Below are 19,082 nucleotides of genomic sequence, written 5' to 3' on the forward strand. Positions count from 1 at the left end.
GTGGTCGCTTGTTTATGCAGCTTGATGTCCATGAACTTGCTCCCGGATGAATTGCTGAAGAAGCTCTCTCGCTGCTAGCAGAGGATAACTTCTATAGGCGATCCTATCATCCGGGACCCTACACGTATTAGGTAATATTCCGTCAAAAGGTAAAAGGAGATTACTAACGAATTGATCGATATGGACAAATATCGTTGAAAGTCGCCGTTATTCGGCTAAAGAGCGCTGGATGGAGGCAATTAAATTCAGAGATTAAACTTTAGTGGTGTTTATACCATGGTCAAAATGAAAACTTACAACATCTTGCTAATAATGTCGTACATGGCAGACGCCACGCAGTCATCGCGTTTCGAGAACCACGGTATTCGAGAACAACAACAAGGGAACTCACATGCCAGCGCTCGACGGTTTCTGGTTCGACACGCTCCAGGCGTGGGCCAATGAGCCTTCGCCCATCATCCGGCCCCCGGGCGGCGGGCAGGCCGTCCCCACGCCGCGTCCCGATGTAACGCCGCGTGGCAAGGCGCCACGCATCCTGTTCACCGCCCCCAAGGGAGGAATTGCCGCACACCGCATGCCGGTGGCGAGCACGCCTGCCCGTGCCTTCGCCGCCCCCCTAGCGCCAAGCCGCGCTGCTCGCGTTGCGCTGACGCGAGTCACCAAGACCCACGACACGACCCATAACACAACAAGGGAAACTTCATGAGCACTTCACGCCAGTTCATGCGCCGGCCGCTACTCGCGACCCTGGTCGGCGCTTCCTGTCTCATGCCGGCGCTGGCCCATGCCGACATCAACCCCAACTTCTTCGGCTACGCGCGCTCGGGGATCGGCTCGACCGCCGGCGGCGGCAGCCAGACATGCTTCAAGGCGGCCGGGGCACCGGCCAAGTATCGTCTGGGCAACGAGTGCGAAACCTACGCCGAGCTCGGCCTGGGCGCCAACCTGTTCGACCAGCGCGGCACGAGTTTCGACTTCGCCAGCCGCGTCGCCTATGTCACCTCGCAGGCCAACGACGACGAATCGCTCAAGGACGACGACAACAACATCGCCCTGCGCGAAATGTACGTCACCGGCACCAACGCCATCGGCGGCCTGCCGGACGGCTCCACGCTGTGGGCCGGCAAGCGCTTCTACAAGCGCCACGACATCCACATGAACGACTTCTACTACTGGGACGTCTCGGGCCCGGGCGTGGGGATCTCCGACATCGACATGGGCATCGGCAACCTCAGCCTCGCCTGGGTGAGAAGCTCGGGCTCGGATAGTGAAAACTTTCCCGACGGAGAGCAGCGCCTCTCCGATGACACCGTCGACCTGCGCCTGACGGACATTGCCACCAACCCCGGCGGTTCGCTGCAACTCGGTGTCGACTACGGCCGCGCCTCGACTCCGGAGTGGCTTGAGGATTACTACGACGACAACGACATCGATTACGACGAAGGCGACAAGGGCTGGATGGGCACCATCGAGCATACCCAGTCGAACTGGTTCGGCGGTTCGAACACCGTGGCCCTGCAATACGCCACCGACGGCATCATCACCAGTAACGGCAATGCCGTTGGCCGTCCAACGAGCGGCCGACTCAGCCAGGACGGCGACATGTGGCGCGTGCTCGACCACGGCCATGTCTGGCTGATGCCCGACAAGCTCGACCTGCTCTACACCGCCATCTATGAAGACAAGAACATGGATGACGATACAGGCCGCAAGTGGTTCTCTGCGGGCGTGCGTCCGGTGTATTACTGGAACGACATCATGAGCACGGCGGTGGAACTCGGCTACGACCACATCGAGCCGCAAAGCAATGTCAGCAGCTACAATGGCGACGACCATCACGTCACCAAGCTGACCATCGCCCAGCAGTGGTCCGCCGGGCGCGGCGCCATGATCCGCCCCACCATCCGCTTGTTCGCCACCTACGCCAAGTGGAACGGCGATGCCTACGAAGAACGCGGCGTCGCGAATTCGCTGGACACCGGCGCGGGCCCCAACAACGTCGATTTCAACGACACCGACGGCCTGACCTTCGGCGCACAGATGGAGGTCTGGTGGGGCAGTTGATCGTACGGCGGGCGCCCCGGCGTCCGTCGACACCGTAGTGAGCTGTTTCGATCCTTCGGGCCCCGCCGCGTGAGCGTCGGGGCCGCTTTTGCCTTCGGGAGTTCATCGCATGCCGTTACGCCATTTCGCCGTCCTGCTCTCGGGACTGGCGCTCACCAGCCTGGCGGGTTGCACCTCGCTGTCACCGCAGAACGCCGCGCCGGCCCCCGCCGAGCACGGTCAGCAAGCGCTCGTCCAGGCCGTGGATTGTTGCGCGTCGCTCGCCGCGCTGCCCTTTCAGGCTCTGGACGCGGACCAAACACAACGATTGAAGCTGGATACCAGCGCCCCCGCGCACCGTTTCGAGGACGGCAAGAGCTTCTTCCAGGCCTTCGCGCTCCCTCGCGACGCCGGCCCGCTGTCGTTCGAGCTGACCAGCACCATCGTCGACGGGCAGGTCTTCGCCCCCACGGTGCTCGTGCTCGACGAGGCATTCCAGCCCTCGCAGCGCATCGCCAGCGACAAGTTCCGCTACCGGGGGCCCAGCGGCTTCGCTCCCGCGCGCCTCGCCGCCGCCTTCGACCTCACTCCCGGCCCCGAGGCCGCCTATCTCGTGGTCTACAGCAACGACGCCGCCCGCCAGGGAAGCACACGTTACGAAAGCGCGGAGAAAGTCTATGCCCGCGTGCGCGGCCTCGCACCGCCCCCGGGCCCCGACCCCGTGGCCGAGCATACCGCCACCGGCAACGTCACCCTGGCCAGCGAGCCGCATGACGGCGGCGGTGGCGGCCTGCTGACGCCGATCCTCGGGGATCGCGCGACGACGCCCACCCCCGAGCCACGCCCCGGCGCGACGACGGACACCTCGTCGACCGCCGTGGAACGTACGCGCGACAGGGATTTCGATTACCGCCGGATGATCGACGCCGCCCTCAAGGCCGGCGACATCGAGCTGGCCATGCAGCTGGCCGAGCGTGCCGAACGCGAAGGCCAGCACGGCACTCGCGCCTGGCTCGCCGAGCGCCTGCGCGCCGTCTCGCCGTAAGCATCGCGGCCGTCCCGGCGCGGCGGATGGGAACGCTCATTCGCCGCGCAGGCGGCCGCCCATCTCCTGGGCCAGATCGACGGCGTAGTGGTCGGTCATGCCGCCGATGAAATCGAGCATGCGCCGGTAGCTGGCATACAGCGACCAGGACGACTTGGGCGTGTTCTCGCCGATCAACGCCAGCACGCGCTGATGCTTGAAGGAGGACTGGCCGCTGTAGTGCAACTCATGGGCGGCACCGATGAAGGCTTCGAGCAGGATACCCAGCGTCGTGTAGGCACCGATCTCCAGCTTGGCCTTGCGCTCGTTCTGGAAGATGCGCTCGCGGGCGATGCGCTTGGCCGTACCCACGCCCCAGCCCAGGTCGGGGTGGCAGAGCTCGAGCAGATCCTCGCTCAGCGTACCGCCGAGCAGCGCGCTTTCATGCGCCACGAACACCGCAGCGACATCGTTCACCGCGCGCTCCATGGCCGCCCCGCGCAACGTCGCGATGCGTCGGCGCTGCGACACGCCCCGCGCGCGCATGCCGTCGTAGCCCTCGGGCGCGCCCCCGGCGATCTGGATCAGGATCTCCGCCACTTCGTCGAAGCGCAGGATGCCCATTTCCAGGCCATCCTCGAGATCCAGCAGCGCATAGCAGATATCGTCGGCGGCCTCGACGAGATAGGCCAGCGGGTGCCGGCACCAGGCGGTCTCGCCGCGCGGCAACAGTCCCAGGCGCTCGGCGACCTCGCCCAGCAGCTCGCGTTCCGATTGATAACAGCCGAACTTGCCGGCCCGCGAGGCGCGCTCCACGGTCCACGGATACTTGAGCATCGTGCCCAGCGTGGCGGCGGTCAGACGCATGCCGCCGTTGAACTGGTTGTACTCGATCTGGGTGACGATGCGGAACCCCTGGGCGTTGCCCTCGTAGGTCAGCAGGTCCTCGCGCTCGGCCGGCGCCAGATCGGCCAACAGCCCGCTGCCATCCGCCTCGGCACGCTTGAACCAGTCGCGGATCGCGTACTCCCCGGCGTGCCCGAAAGGCGGATTGCCGATATCGTGCCCCAGGCAAGCCGCCTGCACGATCACCCCCAGGTCGGCCGGCGTGATCCAGGCCGGCAACCGCTCGCGCAGCTGTTCGCCGACGATCATGCCCAGCGAACGTCCCACGCAGCCCACTTCCAGCGAATGCGTCAGGCGCGTGTGGATATGGTCGTTGTCGGTCAGCGGGTGGACCTGTGTCTTGCGTCCCAGGCGCCGGAACGAGCCGGCGAAGACGATGCGGTCGTGATCCTTGTGGAACGGACTGCGACCGATCTCCTCGCGCGAACCTCCGTGCTTGTCGTTGAGGCGGGTCGGGTCGAGTAGACGTTCCCACTGCATGGCACTCATCGCATTCTCCGGGTATCGGGTGGTCAACGGCCGCGAGCGGCAGGCGGCGACAGCTTGAACCACCCATGAGCGTGGTCAGCCATTCCCTGCTCGTGGCTCGTCAGCGTAACGCTACTCCTTGACGTCCATATAGTCGCGCGCCCATTCGCGGTATTCGTCGAGCGTCGAGTAGCGTGTCGCCAATTGCGAGGCGTTCAGTTCGCTGGCCGCGATGTCACGCTGCTCGCGCAGGCAGTCATAGGTCGCCTTGATGGCGGCGAAGTAGGCCGCATGGCCATTGACCACGACCCGCACTCCCAGCGCGGCCAGACGCGCACGGTCGCGCAGCTCGGGATTGCCGTAGGTGACCAGCATCAACGGAATGTCCAGCGGCGCGGCCAGGCGCTCGAGGTGGTCGAAATCGCGCACGCCCACCAGGCAGATGGCATCGACACCCGCCGCCTGATAGGCACAGACGCGCTCGACGGCGGCCTCGTCGTCGAGCTGACCGGCATTGGTGCGCGCGATGATCGCCATCGCCGGATCGATGCGCGCCTCCAGGGCCGCGCGCATCTTGCCCACGCCTTCGTCGAGGGGAATCAGATCGGTGGACTTATGCCCATACTGCGCCGGCAGCAGGGTGTCCTCGATGGTCAGCGCCGCCACACCGGCACGTTCCAGCTCGGTAATGGTCCGCATGACATTGAGCGCGTTGCCATAGCCGTGGTCGGCATCGGCGATCACCGGCAGGCGCGTCACTCGGCCGATGCGGGTCGCCTGCTCGACGAACTCGCTCAAGGTGATCAGGGCGAAATCGGGTGCCGCCAGTACCTGCAGCGAGGCCACCGAGCCCCCCAGAATCCCCACTTCGAAGCCCAGATCAGCGGCGATGCGCGCCGACATCGGGTCGAACACCGAGGCGGTGAAGTAACACTCAGAGGACGCCAGCAAGGCGCGAAAGTCATTACGCAGGTCATGTTGCGAGGGGGTTGCCACTAAAAACTCCTGTAATCACGCAAGCACCGCGCGCCTGGCTGGCAAGCGGCGGCACCCGGGTTGGACATGGCCAGACTGGCTGGCGGTGAACGACGACGCCTCCCGCTGACGATTACCTGTCAGAACCGACGGGAGGACTCGATTAGACCTTAGGGGGAGAAGGATATTACGCCGCCTGCCAAGATGCACGGGGCTTGGCGACGGCGCGACGATCACATGATGGCTTGGCGCACCCGCGCCGAGACCCACTCGCTGACGAGTACCGTGGCCAGGATGACGAGAAGGATCGTCGCCACCTGCGGCCAGGCCAGCACGTTGATCGATGCCTGCAGCTTGAGACCGATGCCGCCCGCGCCGACCAGGCCGAGGATCGTGCTTTCCCGGATGTTGATGTCCCAGCGGAACAGCGCGATCGCCCAGAATGCCGGCATCACCTGGGGCACGATGGCATAGTCGAGGCGTTGCGCAGCGCTCGCGCCGGTGGCGCTGATCGCCTCGACCTGACGTGCATCGGTCTCCTCGATGGCTTCGTAGAGCAGCTTGCCGACGAAGCCGATCGAGCGCAGGGCGATCGCCACCACGCCGGCGAGCAACCCCGGCCCGAGCACGGCGACCAGCAGCAATGCCCAGATCAGGGAGTTGATCGAGCGCGAGGTGACGATCACCCATAACGCCACCGGTCGCACCCACAGCCGCGAAGGCGTGGTATTGCGCGCGGCGAGGAATGCCACCGGCACCGCCATGATCACCCCGCCCACGGTGCCCAGGGTCGCGATGTTGAGCGTATCCCAGAGTGGCGCCAGCAGCTCGGGCAGATACGTCAGGCTCGGCGGCCACATGCGGCTGCCGAGATCGGCGGCCTGACGTGGCGCATCGGCGACGAACACCCACATCGTGTCGGCATTCATTACCCGCCAGCAGTAGACGAACAGCGCCACCAGGGCCAGCCAGCCAAACCACAGGGCCAGCCGCGCCCGGGGCGTGCGAAAGGTCCACGCGTCGGCATGACTGGCCGGCGCACCGGCGTTCGCGGAAGTCGACTTCATTGCAGGAACCTTCTCAGGTAGCTGGACCCGTATTCCGCCACCATCACGATGGCGATGACGATCAGCAGGATGGCGCCGGCGCTCCCGTATTCGTAACGGTCGATGGCGGTATTGAGGGTGGCGCCGATGCCCCCTGCACCGACGATGCCGATCACCGCGCTTTCGCGGAAGTTGATGTCCAGCCGGTAGAGCGACAAGCCGATCAGGCGCGGCATCACCTGGGGTTGAATGGCGTAGTGCAGTACCTGCCACCACCCCGCACCGGTGGCGCGAATGGCTTCCACCTGACGGGGGTCGGCCTCTTCGATGTCGTCGGCCAGCAGCTTGGCAATGAAGCCGATCGACGCGAACGACAGCGTCACGAACCCCGCCAGCGGACCGAAGCCGAACATCGCCACCAGGAAGATCGCCACGATGATTTCCTGCAGCGAGCGGCTGACGGCGATGATCGCCCGGCAGCACCGGTATATCCACGCGGATACCAGGTTGCGCGCGGCACCGATGCCGATGGGCACCGAGATCGCCACTCCGACCACGGTGGCGGTGAGCGTCATGGTCAGGCTCTCGATGAGTCCCTGGCGGATATCGCTCCAGCGGCTGGTGAAATCGGGTTGCAGAAATCCGTGGGCGAAGCGTTGCGCGCGTGACAGCCCTTCCACCACCCGCGCCCACTCGACGTCGAAGGACCCCAGCGCCAGGACCAGGTAGGCCAGCACCGACGCCTGCACGAGCCACCGCCAGCGACGGTCATGCAGCATTCGCGCCGGTCGCCGCCAGTGCGTGGGATAGGCGGGTGTCGCCTCGTTCATCGCCCCACCTCCGCCAGGTGCCGTTCGGTGTCCTCGGGCTCCCGTTCCGGAGCGGGCTCGCGGCCCGACGACGCCCAGTCCTCGGCGCCGTAGATAGTGGCGAGCACCGTCTCGTCGAGGGCCGTCGGCGCCCCGTCGAAGACCACTTCTCCCGCATGCAGCCCCACCAGGCGATGCATGAACTGCTGGGCCAGCGGTACGTCGTGAATGTTGACGATGGCCGGCAAATCGCGCTCTTCGCAGACCTCGAGAATCAAGCGCATGATCTGACGGCTGGTCTTGGGATCGAGGCTGGCGGTGGGCTCATCGACCAGCAACAGTGCCGGCTCCTGAGCCAGGGCACGGGCGATGCCCACGCGTTGACGCTGACCGCCCGACAAGGCATCGGCACGCTTGTCGGCATGCGCGAGCAGGCCCACGCGGTCGAGCAGACGGTAGGCGTTTTCGATATCGCGCCCCGGAAAGCGCCGCGTGAAGCTGCGCCAGAACGGCACGTACCCCAGGCGCCCCGAGAGGACGTTTTCCATCACGGTGAGCCGCTCGACCAGCGCGTATTCCTGGAAGATCATGCCGATCCGGCGCCGCTGCCGACGCAGCTCGGCACGGCCTACCGCGGCGAGGTCGACGTCGCCGAGCAGGATACGCCCGCCGCTGGGTGCCACCAGGCGGTTGATGCAGCGAATGAGCGTCGACTTGCCGGCACCGGAGGGACCGATCAGTCCCACCACCTGACCGCGCGGCACCGCCAGCGAGACCTCTCGCAACGCCGTGTCGCCGGTGGCATACGTCTTGGTGAGTCGTTGTAGTTCCAGCACATCCATCTCCCTGCCAAAACGGGCCGAGCGTCGCGTGGCAACGCCCGGCCCCCCCGTCGCGCACGGCTAGCCGGCGCTTACGAGCACTGGTAGTCGACGCCGTTGGCAGCGTCGATCTGGCGGATCACCGACCAGTGTTTCTTGAAGGTGATGGGAATGAACTGCGACTCGCCGTTCTTGCCGAATTCCTCGGCCAGCGCGGAGCCCTCCCAGTCGAAGCCGAAGAAGGCTTCCTTGATCGCTTCCTGCAGCTCGGGCGCGAGGTCGTGGGCCACCCCGTACGCCGTGGTCGGGAAGGTATCCGACTGGTAGATGACCTCGATCTGATCCGCGTCGATCACGTCGCGCTCGAGCATGCGCGCCTTGACCGAGTTGGCGATGGTGGCGACTTCATAGTCGTGATTGGCCACGCCCAGGATCGAGTTGTCGTGCTTGCCGGAGAAGTCGACCTCGTAATCCTCGCCGGAGGTCATGCCGAATTCCGAGGCCATCAGCGCGGTGGGCGCCTTGTAACCGGAATTGGACGTCTCCGAGGTATGGGTCAGGGTCTTGCCCTTGATGTCCTCGACCTCGTCGATGCCCGAACCGGGGTAGGTGATGATCTCCATCTCGTAGCCGAAGGAGCCATCCTCGGCGGCCATCATCGCGAAGGGCCGAAAGCCCGCGCAGGCCACCGCCAGCGGGTTGGAACCGGTGTTGAAACCGGCCACGTGCAGGCGGCCGGCGCGCATCGCCTCGATCTGGGCAGCGTTGGACTGCACGGGGAAGAAGCGCACTTTCTTGCCGGTGACCTCCTCCATGTGATCCAGGAATCCGGACCACACGTCCGCGTAGACGGCAGGATCTTCCACCGGGGTATAGGCGAAGACCAGCGTGTCCGGATCGCGCCACTGGGATTCGTCTTCCGGCACGTCGGCGACGAGGTCGCCATCGGCATCGGTGTAGCGTTCACTGAGCTGGAAATCGGCCTGGGCGGTGGACACCCCGGCGACCAGGGCAGCGAAGGCAAGCCCCAGGGCGGGGCGGGTCAGAGGAAGCGTCTGCGAGAACATGCGTTGTCACCTGGTTGCGAACGAATGAGCGATGCCCATTGTTCGGTCCAGCGAATGACAATGCCGCGTCCGTTCGATGACGTTCCCGTGACGTCGGCATGACCGCGCCTCGACGCCCCGCGCCGTCGTGGGTCATTCGTCTGCCAGCGCCGGCAACAGCACCTTGAGCTTGCGGGTGAGAGTGTTGCGCCCCCAGCCCAGCAGCTCGGCGGCTTCGCCCTTGCGCCCGCCGGTGTGCTTGAGCGCCGTCTCGATGAGGATGCGCTCGAAATCCGGCACCGCCTCCTCGAGCAGGTGCGTATGCCCGGCGGCCAGGGCGCGATCGGCCCACTCGCGGAAGGCGCCGCGCCAGTCGCCGCCGGCGCTCTCGGTGCCTTCGACATCGCGGAGCTCCGGCGGCAGGTCCTCGATCAACACCTCGCGCCCCGAGGCCATCACCGTCAGCCAGCGGCAGGTATTCTCGAGCTGGCGCACGTTGCCCGGCCATGGCAGGCGGGTGAGATGCTGCTCGGCCTCCTGGGTCAGCACCTTGGGTTCGGTGGCAAGCTCCTTGGCGGCCTCGGCGAGGAAGTGCTGGGCCAGACGCGGAATGTCCTCGCGGCGCTCTGCCAGACGCGGCAGGTGCACGCGGATCACGTTGAGGCGGTGGAACAGGTCCTCGCGGAAACGGCCGTCCTCGACCAGCCGCTCCAGATGCTGGTGGGTCGCGGCGATGATGCGAACATCGACCTTGACCGGCGTATGCCCCCCGACCCGGTAGAACTCTCCGTCGGCCAGCACCCGCAGCAGGCGGGTCTGGGTCTCGGCGGGCATGTCGCCGATCTCGTCGAGGAACAGCGTGCCGCCATCGGCCTGTTCGAAACGCCCGCGCCGCTGCGAGGTCGCCCCGGTGAAGGCGCCCTTTTCATGACCGAACAGTTCCGATTCCATCAGGTCCTTGGGAATCGCCGCCATGTTGAGCGCGATGAACGGCGCGGCGTGTCGCGGGCTGTGCTGGTGCAGCGCCTGGGCGACGCGCTCCTTGCCGGTCCCCGACTCGCCGTTGATCATCACCGTGATGTGGGATTGCGAGAGCCGGCCGATGGCACGGAAAACCTCCTGCATCGCCGGCGCTTCACCGATGATCTCTGCCGACAGTCCTTCGGGCACCGCCGCCGGCGTGCGTCGCTCGCGGGCATGCGCCACGCCGCGCCGCACCAGCGCCAGCGCCTCGTCGACGTCGAACGGCTTGGGCAGGTACTCGAAGGCACCGCCCTGATACGAGGCCACCGCGCTGTCGAGATCGGAGTGGGCGGTCATCACGATCACCGGCAGATCCGGATACTTTTCACGGATGCGCGCCATCAGGTCCAGCCCGTCCAGCCCCGGCATGCGGATATCGGTCAACAGGACATCCGGTGGCTGTCGCAGAATGCGCTCCAGGGCACTATCGGCACGCTCGAAGCTCTCGACCTCGAGGTCCGGCTGAGCCAGCGCGCGCTCCAACACCCAGCGAATGGCGCGATCGTCGTCGACGATCATGATGCGTGCGACGTCAGTCATGGGGCCTCCCAAGCCTCAATGATGGCTCTCAAGCGGAATCAACAAGCGGAATTCGGTACACCCGGGCACCGAGTCGCACTCGATCAACCCCTGGTGCTGATGCAGGATCGACTGGGCGATGGACAGCCCCAGACCACTGCCCTCGGCACGCCCCGACACCATCGGATAGAACAGCGTCTCGCGCAGCGTCTCGGGAATGCCGGGGCCGTTGTCGAGAATGCCCAGCTCGCAGACCAGCCGGTGGCGCTCGGCGCCCAGCGTGAACTGGCGTCGCGCCCGCGTGCGCAGAATCAGCCGGGGCGTCTCGACGCCGTGTTCCTCCATGGCCTGCACGGCGTTGCGGGCGACGTTGAGCACCGCCTGAATCAGCTGCGCTTCGTCACCTTCCAGATCCGGCAGGCTGGGGTCGTAATCGCGCACGTAGTCGATGCGCGGATGTTCGGCCTCCAGCAGAGTACGCACCCGCTCGAGCACCTTGTGAATGTTGAGCGGCTCGTGACGACTCATGCTGTTGGGCCCCAGCATGCGATCCACCAGATCGCGCAGCCGATCGGCCTCTTCGACGATGACCCGGGTGAACTCGGCGAGCTGCGGATCGGGCAGGTCTCGCTCGAGCAACTGCGCCGCACCGCGAATGCCGCCCAGCGGGTTCTTCACCTCGTGCGCCAGCCCCCGGGTGAGCACCTTGATGGTCTCCTGGCGCGCGATCAGCGCCTCCTCGCGGGAAATGCGCAACAGCCGGTCGCGCGGCTCGATCTCGATCAGCAGTTCATCGGCGGACAACGGCGTGACGGTGAAGTCCACCGTGGCCGTATCCCCCGACGGCAATACCAGCGTCGCCTCGCGCTGCGTGAAGGGATGCAACTCGTCGCGTGCCTTGATCAACACCGCCTCGACACTGCCCTCGACGCCCGCCAGGCTCTCCAGACACTGGCCGACGACCCGCACCCGGCTGGTCGCCAGCAGCGACTCGGCCGCGGGGTTCATCCAACGCAGCCGCAGCTCGCCGTCGAGCAGTACCACGGCGGTCGTCAAATGTTCGAGCAGGCGCTGCTGTTCGAAAAACTGCTGCTGGGAAGGTTCCGACATGGCCCGTCCATTATCCATCGTCATGTCCGTTAACAGTGCAAGAAGCGCGCCAGTCCCGACCGGCCCGGCATACGGCAGTGCAGCCGACATGGGATGACGCCACCATGCACCAAATTAGTGCAAAAGCAGCACTATCGATAGCGGCAGGCGCCAAATCGGCTCATGGGTTGCCGGAATTGCGAGGATTGTTGGGATTGGCGGGCAAGTACACGCTGGCACGTTGCACATAGAGGGTGACCGGCGCGCTACGCTGGCGCACCCGACCCTCGGCGTCGACCAGTTCGACGCGCAGGGTATGCTCGCCGCGCTCCAGCCCGGTGAGCGAGAACGTCGTGGCTTGCTGGGGAGGCTGGCGCACCTCGTCGTCGACCACCAGGCGCAGGCGGTGCCCCTCGCGCAGCTCGGGCGAGAGCGCCACGCTGACCTGCGTGTCGCCGGCCGCGCCGGTGGGCAGCGTGGACTCGTTCGTCGGTGCGGCGATGCGCAAGCGTTCGTAGGGGGTGAAGGTAGAGGCCTCGGGCTCGCCCGCTCCGGACGCTGCCTCGTTCGCCGCGGTCTCCCTTGGCGCGGGGGCCGGCCGGCTCGGCACCGTGTTCACCGGCGCGACCTCGACCTGATCGCCGCCGGGGCGATCCGAATAGGTGACGTTCCCTTGTGAGTCGACACTGCGGTAGATCGGCGTGGCCTGCGCCAACGAGACGCTCAGGCACGCGCCGACCATGAGCACTGTCCAGCCGCCGATGGGGATCAAGCCACGCATGTCGCTCTCCTTACGCCCACGATTCCTTGCGCCAACGCTTCATTGCGAACCGCCTGCCTCGCACCGAGGCGCATCTCGCGCCCGTGGCGTCCCAGTGTAGCGCACGCCCGGCCCCGCGAACGACCACGTAAAAGGCCCCGTCGTCCGACGGGGCCTCGATCAGCGCTACGGCTGGGATCGGTCGCGGTCGCGCGGGATCAGCAGCTGTAGTACATGTCGAACTCGATCGGATGCGTCGCCATGCGCAGGCGGTCGACTTCTTCCTGCTTGAGCTCGAGATAGGCGTCGATCATGCTGTCGGTGAACACGTCGCCCTCGGTCAGGAAGGCGCGGTCCGCATCCAAGGCTTCCAGGGCCTGGTCGAGGCTGCTGGCGACGGTGGGAACCGACTTGCCTTCTTCCGGCGGCAGGTCATAGAGGTTCTTGTCCATCGCATCGCCGGGGTGGATCTTGTTCTTGATGCCGTCGATACCCGCCATCAGCATGGCCGAGAAGCACAGGTACGGGTTGGCGGTCGGATCCGGGAAGCGCAGTTCCACACGCTTGCCCTTGGGGCTCGCGGTGTACGGAATGCGGATGGAGGCACTGCGGTTGCGGGCACTGTAGGCCAGCATGACCGGCGCCTCGAAGCCCGGGACCAGACGCTTGTAGGAGTTGGTCGAGGCGTTGGTGAAGGCGTTCAGCGCACGGGCGTGCTTGATGATGCCGCCGATGTAGTACAGCGCGGTTTCGGACAGCCCGGCGTATTCGTCACCGGCGAACATGTTGGTGCCGTCCTTCCAGAAGGACTGGTGCACGTGCATGCCGGACCCGTTGTCACCGACCAGCGGCTTGGGCATGAAGGTCGCGGTCTTGCCGTAGGCGTGAGCCACGTTGTGGATCACGTACTTCATTTCCTGAACTTCGTCGGCCTTCTTCACCAGCGTGTTGAACTTGACACCGATTTCGTTCTGGCCGGCGTTGGCGACTTCGTGGTGATGCACCTCGACCGACTGGCCGATGGCTTCCAGGGTGTTGCACATCGCGCTGCGGATGTCGTGGAAGCTGTCCACCGGCGGAACCGGGAAGTAGCCCCCCTTGACGCGCGGACGGTGCCCCAGGTTGCCGCCTTCCACGGTGGTGGAATCGGTCGCCCAGGCGCCTTCCTCGGACGTGATCTTGTACATCGCGCCCTGGATGTCGGCATTCCAGTGCACTTCGTCGAAAATGAAGAACTCAGGTTCCGGGCCGAAGAAGGCGGTATCGCCCAGACCGGTGGACTTCAGGTACGCCTCGGCACGCTTGGCGATGGAGCGCGGGTCACGTTCGTACCCCTGCATGGTGGCCGGCTCGATGATGTCGCAGCGCAGCACCAGCGTGGCATCTTCGGTGAACGGGTCGAGGTAGCCGCTGCCGTCTTCCGGGCGCAGGATCATGTCGGACTCGTTGATGCCCTTCCAGCCGGAAATGGAGGAGCCATCGAACATCTGACCGTTCTCGAAGAACTCATCATCGACGGCGCCGGCCGGAATCGTGACGTGCTGCTCCTTGCCCTTGGTATCGGTAAAGCGCAGATCCACCCACTTGATATCGTGTTCTTCGATCAGGGCGAGGGTCTTCTCAGACATGATTTCCTCCACTATGAGCCCACGGCTCGGGTCGTTTGCTTGCGTGTTCAGCGTCGTTTGTAGCATGCCCGCCGACGACTGCCCACGGGTATGCGTTTACGTTTTGCAATGCAGAAGCTGTGCCAACCATTGATGCATTTCGGGGCAAAAACGCTAAGCGCATGATCAAGCGATAAAAAATCGACCGGCGTTGTGCATGGCTCGGCACCAGGATAGCGCCCGCCCCGCCACATAAAAGTGCACGGGCACCACATGAGCATCATGAAGGTGCAGCCTTGCTGCCCAATGCACCATTTGTGTGCAATCGGTGACCTCATGCCATCAGGCGCCGATTTTCAGTCATGCCAAGCTAGAAAAACCAGCCACGACGGTGATTGCCAGGCGCCCCGCCGCCCCGCAGGCTTGAACCAGATTCCCGATTTCTTCCACGGGCTTGCACCCAAGGCATACTCGAGCGATGCGTACCTACAGCCTGCTGATCGACGCCAGCCATGCCCCCGAGCACCTGGAACGCTGCCTGAGCGCCCTGGCACGCAGCATATCCGGCTTTCGCGGACATACCGAAACGCTGGTCCAGTTGCGCACCCTTGATACGCGCACCCAGCTGCTGCTGGAGCAGCGCGACATTCGTTTCGCGCTACTGCCCCAACATGGACAGGGCGCACTGCGCCATCATGGCGCGACCCACCTCAATGGCGAGGTGCTGATCTTCCTGGATGCGGCACTGGAAGTGCCCGACGACTGGCTGGACCGTCTGGCGGAGGCGTTTCGCAAGCAAAGCGCCGATGCCCTCGTCTTCGCGCAGGCGCCGGCCGACCCGCTCGTTCCGGCGCTGGCGGACTGGTATGCCACACGCATCCGGCGCGGCTTCGGCGACCACCCCTGGGAGTGGCCCACCGGACAACTGGCCATCACCCGAGAGTGGTATGAACGCCTTGGCGGCCACGACCCACGCCTGGAGACCTGCGCCGACCTGGACATCCTGGTGCGCCTGTGGCGTTGCCATGCACGCCTGCGCTGGCAGACCTCGCCCTCGCTGATCGACCACGGCGCCCCTCGCCGGCTCGGCCCCTGGTGGCGCCGGCAACGTCGCCACCAGGCCCGCTATCTGTATACCGCCAGCGCCGCGCGCCACCCACGCTTCGTGATACCCCGGCTGGGTGGCACGCTGGTGCAATGGGGCAGCGTGCCACTGGCACTCTTGCTGTGGATTCCCCCGGCGCCGACGCCCGGCGTGGCCAGTCTCGTCATCAGCGCCTGGCCGGCCACCGTCATGACCTGGCGCGACGGCATGCCGCCCCGGTCCAGGGCGTGTCGCCTGGCACTCTGGCGCTGGTGTCTGCATGCCCTGCAACTGACCGCCACCGGAGCGGCATTGCTGAGCCCGCCCTGCCGGCGACGCCTGCGGCGCGACCCGGTGTGACTGGCTAAATCACCACAGCGAGATATGCTGATAGGCATCGCAACCGTCATCACAACGCCTATCAGAGGAGCCCACGAACGCCGCCCGCGACAGGACGTCCCGGCACGGCACCGTACCGACGGCATTGCGGAGGGACACGCCATGAGCCATCTCAGTCTTGCCTACGATGTCGTGCAGCGCCTGCGCGGGCACTGGCGACGCAGCCTCAGCGAACCGCTGCGCGGGCGTAGCGCGATTCTCGTGCTGCCGCGCGTGCTGGCCGACGACGCCACGGCGCGCCTGCCCCACCATGCGCCCTATGCCCTGGGGCCGGAGAGCTTCCGGCGGCTGCTCGACCATCTCACCGATCACGCCCAGATCGTCACCCTGGCGAATGCCCGGCGCCTGCACCGCGACCCACTGCCGCGCATCGCGCTGACCTTCGACGGCGGCTGGCGCGACACCGCCGAGGTGGCCCTGCGCCAGCTCGAACGCCTGGCGCTGCCGGCGAGCATGTTTCTCACCACCGGCTGGGTGAACCGTGCCCGCGGCGACTGGTGGAACACGCTCGGCGACGCCCTGTGGGAAGGCATTCAGCCGGCGCGCGTGCGCGACTGCCTCGGCGATGCCGGGCTGCCCCTGCCGCCAGCACGCCCCGCGCACCCCGGTACCGCCTACAGCCACGCCCTGCGCGCTTATCTCGAGGGGCTCGCTCACCACACCGATCCGCTGACGCTGACCCGGCTGGGCGACGCCCTGGGTGACGAACTCGACACCCCGCCCCAGACGCTCGACCCGTTCAGCATCCGACGCCTGGAAAGCAGCGGGCTGGTGCGCTTCGGCGCGCGCGGCGTCTCCGCCACACCGCTGGACGCGCTCGACGACGCCCAGGTTCAGTGGCAAATTCGCCAGTCTCGCCGACAGCTCGGCGTGCTGTGCCGCGACCCGCTGCCCGGCTTCGCCTATCCCCAGGCGGAAGCCTCGCCACGGGTCCGCCTGCTGGCCCAGCGCTGCGGCATTCAGGAAGGCCTGCACGGGCATGCCGGCTGGCTCTCGCACCGCGACGATCCACTGGCGCTGCCGCGCTTTCCGATCACACTGCCCGTTGCCAGCAGCGCAGGGCGTCTCTATGATTGGCTGCTCGGGCAACCATAGCCCATCCGAACCGGTGCGCTTTTCCGGCGTCAGGCCACCCAGCCGACGCTGTCGACGGCGACTCGCGAGCGTGCCGCCATTTTTTTGCGTATTTCCGTCCTGCCGCACAAGCGACCCAAGTCCCTGATAGCGCCACGGTTATCGCTGCGCCAACGCGCCTTTTGACGAGCCGCGCTCATGCGCAACGGTCATCAAACTGGCAGTCGTCGGCACCCTGACCCTATAATGCGCCCCAATTTCCCAGCAGGATCCCGTCGTGATCGAGAATCTTCGCAACATTGCTATCATCGCCCACGTCGACCATGGCAAGACCACCCTGGTCGACAAACTCCTGAGTCAGTCCGGCACCCTCGACCGCAAGGCCGAAGGGCAAGAGCGCATCATGGACTCCAATGACCAGGAGAAAGAGCGCGGTATCACCATTCTGTCCAAGAACACCGCGATCCGCTGGCAGAGCCCGGACGAACGGGACTATCACATCAACATCGTCGACACCCCCGGACACGCCGACTTCGGCGGCGAGGTCGAGCGCGTGATGTCGATGGTCGACTCCGTGCTGCTGCTGGTGGATGCCGTCGACGGCCCCATGCCGCAGACGCGCTTCGTCACCCAGAAGGCCTTCGACCGTGGCCTCAAGCCGATCGTCGTGGTCAACAAGATCGACCGTCCCGGCGCGCGCCCGGACTGGGTCATCGACCAGATCTTCGACTTGTTCGACAACCTCGGCGCCACCGAGGAACAGCTCGACTTCCCGATCATCTACTGCTCGGCGCTGGACGGCGTCGCCGGTCATGAGCCGGATCAGCTGGCCGACGACATGACCCCGATGTTCAAGTCCATCGTCGACATCGTCGAACCGCCCAAGGTCGAGCTCGACGCACCGTTCCAGATGCAGATCTCCGCGCTCGACTACAACAGCTACGTCGGCGTCATCGGCCTGGGCCGCATCAAGCGCGGCAGCGTGCGTCCGGGTCAGCAGATCAGCGTGATCTCCAAGGAAGGCAACGTCCGCAAGGGCAAGGTCGGCCAGGTCATGACGCACCTCGGCCTCGAGCGCGTGCAGACCGAAGAAGCCAGCGCCGGCGACATCATCTGCATCACCGGCATCGACGACCTGGCGATCTCCGATACGCTGTGCGATCCGGCCGCCGTCGAAGCCATGCCGGCACTCACCGTGGACGAGCCCACCGTGTCCATGACCTTCCAGGTCAACGACTCGCCGTTCGCCGGCAAGGAAGGCAAGTTCGTCACCAGCCGCAACATCAAGGAGCGCCTCGAGCAGGAACTGATCCACAACGTGGCGCTGCGTGTCGAACAGGGCGACTCGCCGGAGAAGTTCACCGTCTCCGGGCGTGGCGAACTGCACCTTTCGGTGCTGATCGAATCCATGCGCCGTGAAGGCTACGAGCTGGCCGTGGGCCGTCCCGAGGTGATCATCCGCGAGATCGACGGCGTCAAGCAGGAGCCGTACGAAGAGGTCATCATCGACTGCGAAGAGCAGCACCAGGGCGCGGTGATGGAAGAGCTCGGCTACCGCAAGGGCGAGATGACCAACATGAATCCGGACGGCAAGGGTCGCGTTCGCCTGGACTTCATCATCCCCGCACGCGGGCTGATCGGCTTCCGTGGTCAGTTCCTGACGCTGACCTCCGGCACCGGCATCCTGACCAGCCGCTTCGACCATTACGGCCCGCTCAAGCCCGATGCCTCCATCGAGCGTCGCAACGGCGTGCTGGTCTCCATGGTCTCCGGCAAGGCGCTGGCCTACGCGCTGTTCGCCCTGCAGGACCGTGGCAAGCTCATCGTCGAGCACGGCACCGAGGTCTACGAAGGCATGCTGGTCGGCATCAACAACCGCGCCGACGACATGGCGGTCAACCCGACCAAGGCCAAGAAACTCGACAACATGCGCGCCTCCGGCAACGACGAGAACCTCGTCCTCACGCCGCCGGTTCGCTTCACCCTCGAACAGGCCATCGAGTTCCTCGATGACGACGAGCTGGTGGAAATCACACCCCAGCACATCCGTCTGCGCAAGAAGCACCTCACCGAGAACGAGCGCAAGCGCGCCAAGAAGAAGTAATCGCGGCAACGCTCGTACGGCCCCACGAAGCCCACCTCACGGTGGGCTTCGTCGTTTCCGGTGACCATTCGCGAGCCTGGCGCGGCCTCCGGGGCCACGAAACCGCCAGGCGTCGATCGGCATTGACCAACATGCCTCTCCTCGGCGCCATGCCAGCGTTCTTGTCCTGGATTAATCATCGAGGAGATTGGGCGTATCCCTTTGATATACAACAAGCAGACGGCGGCTAAACTCAACAGGCCTCAAGCGGAAATGAAGCGATCGTCCTGATCGCTGACGCCGCTT

15 protein-coding genes are annotated in these 19,082 nt (G+C 65.6%); 5 read left to right on the plus strand and 10 right to left on the minus strand.

Going from position 1 to position 19,082, the window contains the following annotated elements:
- Positions 1–702 precede the first annotated feature (702 nt).
- Both ABGX75_RS01000 and ABGX75_RS01005 read left to right on the plus strand, forming a co-directional pair.
- Positions 703–2,064: a maltoporin gene (locus tag ABGX75_RS01000; protein ID WP_179152544.1), complete on the plus strand. Its 1,362-nt coding sequence runs from the start codon at positions 703–705 to the stop codon at positions 2,062–2,064.
- 109 nt (positions 2,065–2,173) lie between these two features.
- Complete coding sequence (locus ABGX75_RS01005) at positions 2,174–3,088, plus strand: MalM family protein (RefSeq protein WP_347410901.1); 915 nt, start codon at positions 2,174–2,176, stop codon at positions 3,086–3,088.
- 36 nt (positions 3,089–3,124) lie between these two features.
- Here ABGX75_RS01005 and ABGX75_RS01010 read toward each other — a convergent pair whose 3' ends face one another.
- The 10 genes from ABGX75_RS01010 to glnA all read right to left on the minus strand — a co-directional run bounded on the left by ABGX75_RS01010 (position 3,125) and on the right by glnA (position 14,157).
- A complete protein-coding gene (locus ABGX75_RS01010; protein ID WP_011505562.1) occupies positions 3,125–4,462 on the minus strand; it encodes a deoxyguanosinetriphosphate triphosphohydrolase in 1,338 nt (445 codons plus the stop codon).
- Between the two features lie 111 nt (positions 4,463–4,573).
- Positions 4,574–5,437, minus strand: a complete 864-nt coding sequence (locus ABGX75_RS01015) for an oxaloacetate decarboxylase (RefSeq protein ID WP_011505561.1) — start codon at positions 5,435–5,437, stop codon at positions 4,574–4,576.
- Between the two features lie 212 nt (positions 5,438–5,649).
- Positions 5,650–6,483, minus strand: a complete 834-nt coding sequence (phnE, locus tag ABGX75_RS01020; protein WP_011505560.1) for a phosphonate ABC transporter, permease protein PhnE — start codon at positions 6,481–6,483, stop codon at positions 5,650–5,652.
- A complete protein-coding gene (gene phnE, locus ABGX75_RS01025) occupies positions 6,480–7,292 on the minus strand; it encodes a phosphonate ABC transporter, permease protein PhnE (RefSeq protein ID WP_347410900.1) in 813 nt (270 codons plus the stop codon). The genes phnE (ABGX75_RS01020) and phnE (ABGX75_RS01025) overlap by 4 nt, the downstream gene beginning before the upstream one ends.
- Positions 7,289–8,107 carry a phosphonate ABC transporter ATP-binding protein gene (gene phnC / locus ABGX75_RS01030; protein WP_128689695.1) on the minus strand — a complete coding sequence of 273 codons (819 nt, stop codon included), beginning with the start codon at positions 8,105–8,107 and terminating at the stop codon, positions 7,289–7,291. The genes phnE (ABGX75_RS01025) and phnC overlap by 4 nt, the downstream gene beginning before the upstream one ends.
- Before the next feature lie 77 nt (positions 8,108–8,184).
- On the minus strand, positions 8,185–9,159 hold the full coding sequence (gene phnD / locus ABGX75_RS01035; protein WP_011505557.1) for a phosphate/phosphite/phosphonate ABC transporter substrate-binding protein: 975 nt from the start codon (positions 9,157–9,159) through the stop codon (positions 8,185–8,187).
- 132 nt (positions 9,160–9,291) lie between these two features.
- Entirely contained in the window at positions 9,292–10,701 is a 1,410-nt protein-coding gene (gene ntrC / locus ABGX75_RS01040; protein ID WP_011505556.1) for a nitrogen regulation protein NR(I), read from the minus strand.
- A gap of 15 nt (positions 10,702–10,716) precedes the next feature.
- On the minus strand, positions 10,717–11,790 hold the full coding sequence (gene glnL, locus ABGX75_RS01045) for a nitrogen regulation protein NR(II) (RefSeq protein WP_301968604.1): 1,074 nt from the start codon (positions 11,788–11,790) through the stop codon (positions 10,717–10,719).
- 160 nt (positions 11,791–11,950) lie between these two features.
- Positions 11,951–12,550, minus strand: a complete 600-nt coding sequence (locus tag ABGX75_RS01050) for a DUF4124 domain-containing protein (RefSeq protein WP_287124382.1) — start codon at positions 12,548–12,550, stop codon at positions 11,951–11,953.
- A gap of 197 nt (positions 12,551–12,747) precedes the next feature.
- The gene (gene glnA / locus ABGX75_RS01055; protein ID WP_011505553.1) at positions 12,748–14,157 is read right to left on the minus strand and encodes a glutamate--ammonia ligase; all 1,410 of its coding nucleotides are present in this window, start codon (positions 14,155–14,157) and stop codon (positions 12,748–12,750) included.
- Positions 14,158–14,614: 457 nt separating this feature from the next.
- On the opposite strand from glnA, the gene ABGX75_RS01060 reads away from it, so the two are divergent.
- The 3 genes from ABGX75_RS01060 to typA all read left to right on the plus strand — a co-directional run bounded on the left by ABGX75_RS01060 (position 14,615) and on the right by typA (position 18,797).
- A complete protein-coding gene (locus ABGX75_RS01060; RefSeq protein WP_347410899.1) occupies positions 14,615–15,580 on the plus strand; it encodes a glycosyltransferase in 966 nt (321 codons plus the stop codon).
- A gap of 141 nt (positions 15,581–15,721) precedes the next feature.
- Positions 15,722–16,714: a polysaccharide deacetylase family protein gene (locus ABGX75_RS01065; protein WP_347410898.1), complete on the plus strand. Its 993-nt coding sequence runs from the start codon at positions 15,722–15,724 to the stop codon at positions 16,712–16,714.
- A 256-nt stretch (positions 16,715–16,970) separates the two neighbouring features.
- Positions 16,971–18,797: a translational GTPase TypA gene (typA, locus tag ABGX75_RS01070; protein ID WP_011505549.1), complete on the plus strand. Its 1,827-nt coding sequence runs from the start codon at positions 16,971–16,973 to the stop codon at positions 18,795–18,797.
- Positions 18,798–19,082 lie beyond the last annotated feature (285 nt).

The organism is Chromohalobacter sp. (assembly GCF_039830575.1).
In the GTDB taxonomy this organism is placed as follows: domain Bacteria; phylum Pseudomonadota; class Gammaproteobacteria; order Pseudomonadales; family Halomonadaceae; genus Chromohalobacter; species Chromohalobacter israelensis.

What these genes read in the sequence shown, in the direction of transcription:
- ABGX75_RS01000 (WP_179152544.1), top strand. Translation starts at nt 703, where the DNA reads ATGAGCACTTCACGCCAGTTCATGCGCCGGCCGCTACTCGCGACCCTG.
- ABGX75_RS01005 (WP_347410901.1), top strand. Translation starts at nt 2,174, where the DNA reads ATGCCGTTACGCCATTTCGCCGTCCTGCTCTCGGGACTGGCGCTCACC.
- ABGX75_RS01010 (WP_011505562.1), bottom strand. Translation starts at nt 4,462, where the DNA reads ATGAGTGCCATGCAGTGGGAACGTCTACTCGACCCGACCCGCCTCAAC.
- phnE (WP_011505560.1), bottom strand. Translation starts at nt 6,483, where the DNA reads ATGAAGTCGACTTCCGCGAACGCCGGTGCGCCGGCCAGTCATGCCGAC.
- phnE (WP_347410900.1), bottom strand. Translation starts at nt 7,292, where the DNA reads ATGAACGAGGCGACACCCGCCTATCCCACGCACTGGCGGCGACCGGCG.
- phnD (WP_011505557.1), bottom strand. Translation starts at nt 9,159, where the DNA reads ATGTTCTCGCAGACGCTTCCTCTGACCCGCCCCGCCCTGGGGCTTGCC.
- ntrC (WP_011505556.1), bottom strand. Translation starts at nt 10,701, where the DNA reads ATGACTGACGTCGCACGCATCATGATCGTCGACGACGATCGCGCCATT.
- glnL (WP_301968604.1), bottom strand. Translation starts at nt 11,790, where the DNA reads ATGTCGGAACCTTCCCAGCAGCAGTTTTTCGAACAGCAGCGCCTGCTC.
- ABGX75_RS01050 (WP_287124382.1), bottom strand. Translation starts at nt 12,550, where the DNA reads ATGCGTGGCTTGATCCCCATCGGCGGCTGGACAGTGCTCATGGTCGGC.
- glnA (WP_011505553.1), bottom strand. Translation starts at nt 14,157, where the DNA reads ATGTCTGAGAAGACCCTCGCCCTGATCGAAGAACACGATATCAAGTGG.
- ABGX75_RS01060 (WP_347410899.1), top strand. Translation starts at nt 14,615, where the DNA reads ATGCGTACCTACAGCCTGCTGATCGACGCCAGCCATGCCCCCGAGCAC.
- ABGX75_RS01065 (WP_347410898.1), top strand. Translation starts at nt 15,722, where the DNA reads ATGAGCCATCTCAGTCTTGCCTACGATGTCGTGCAGCGCCTGCGCGGG.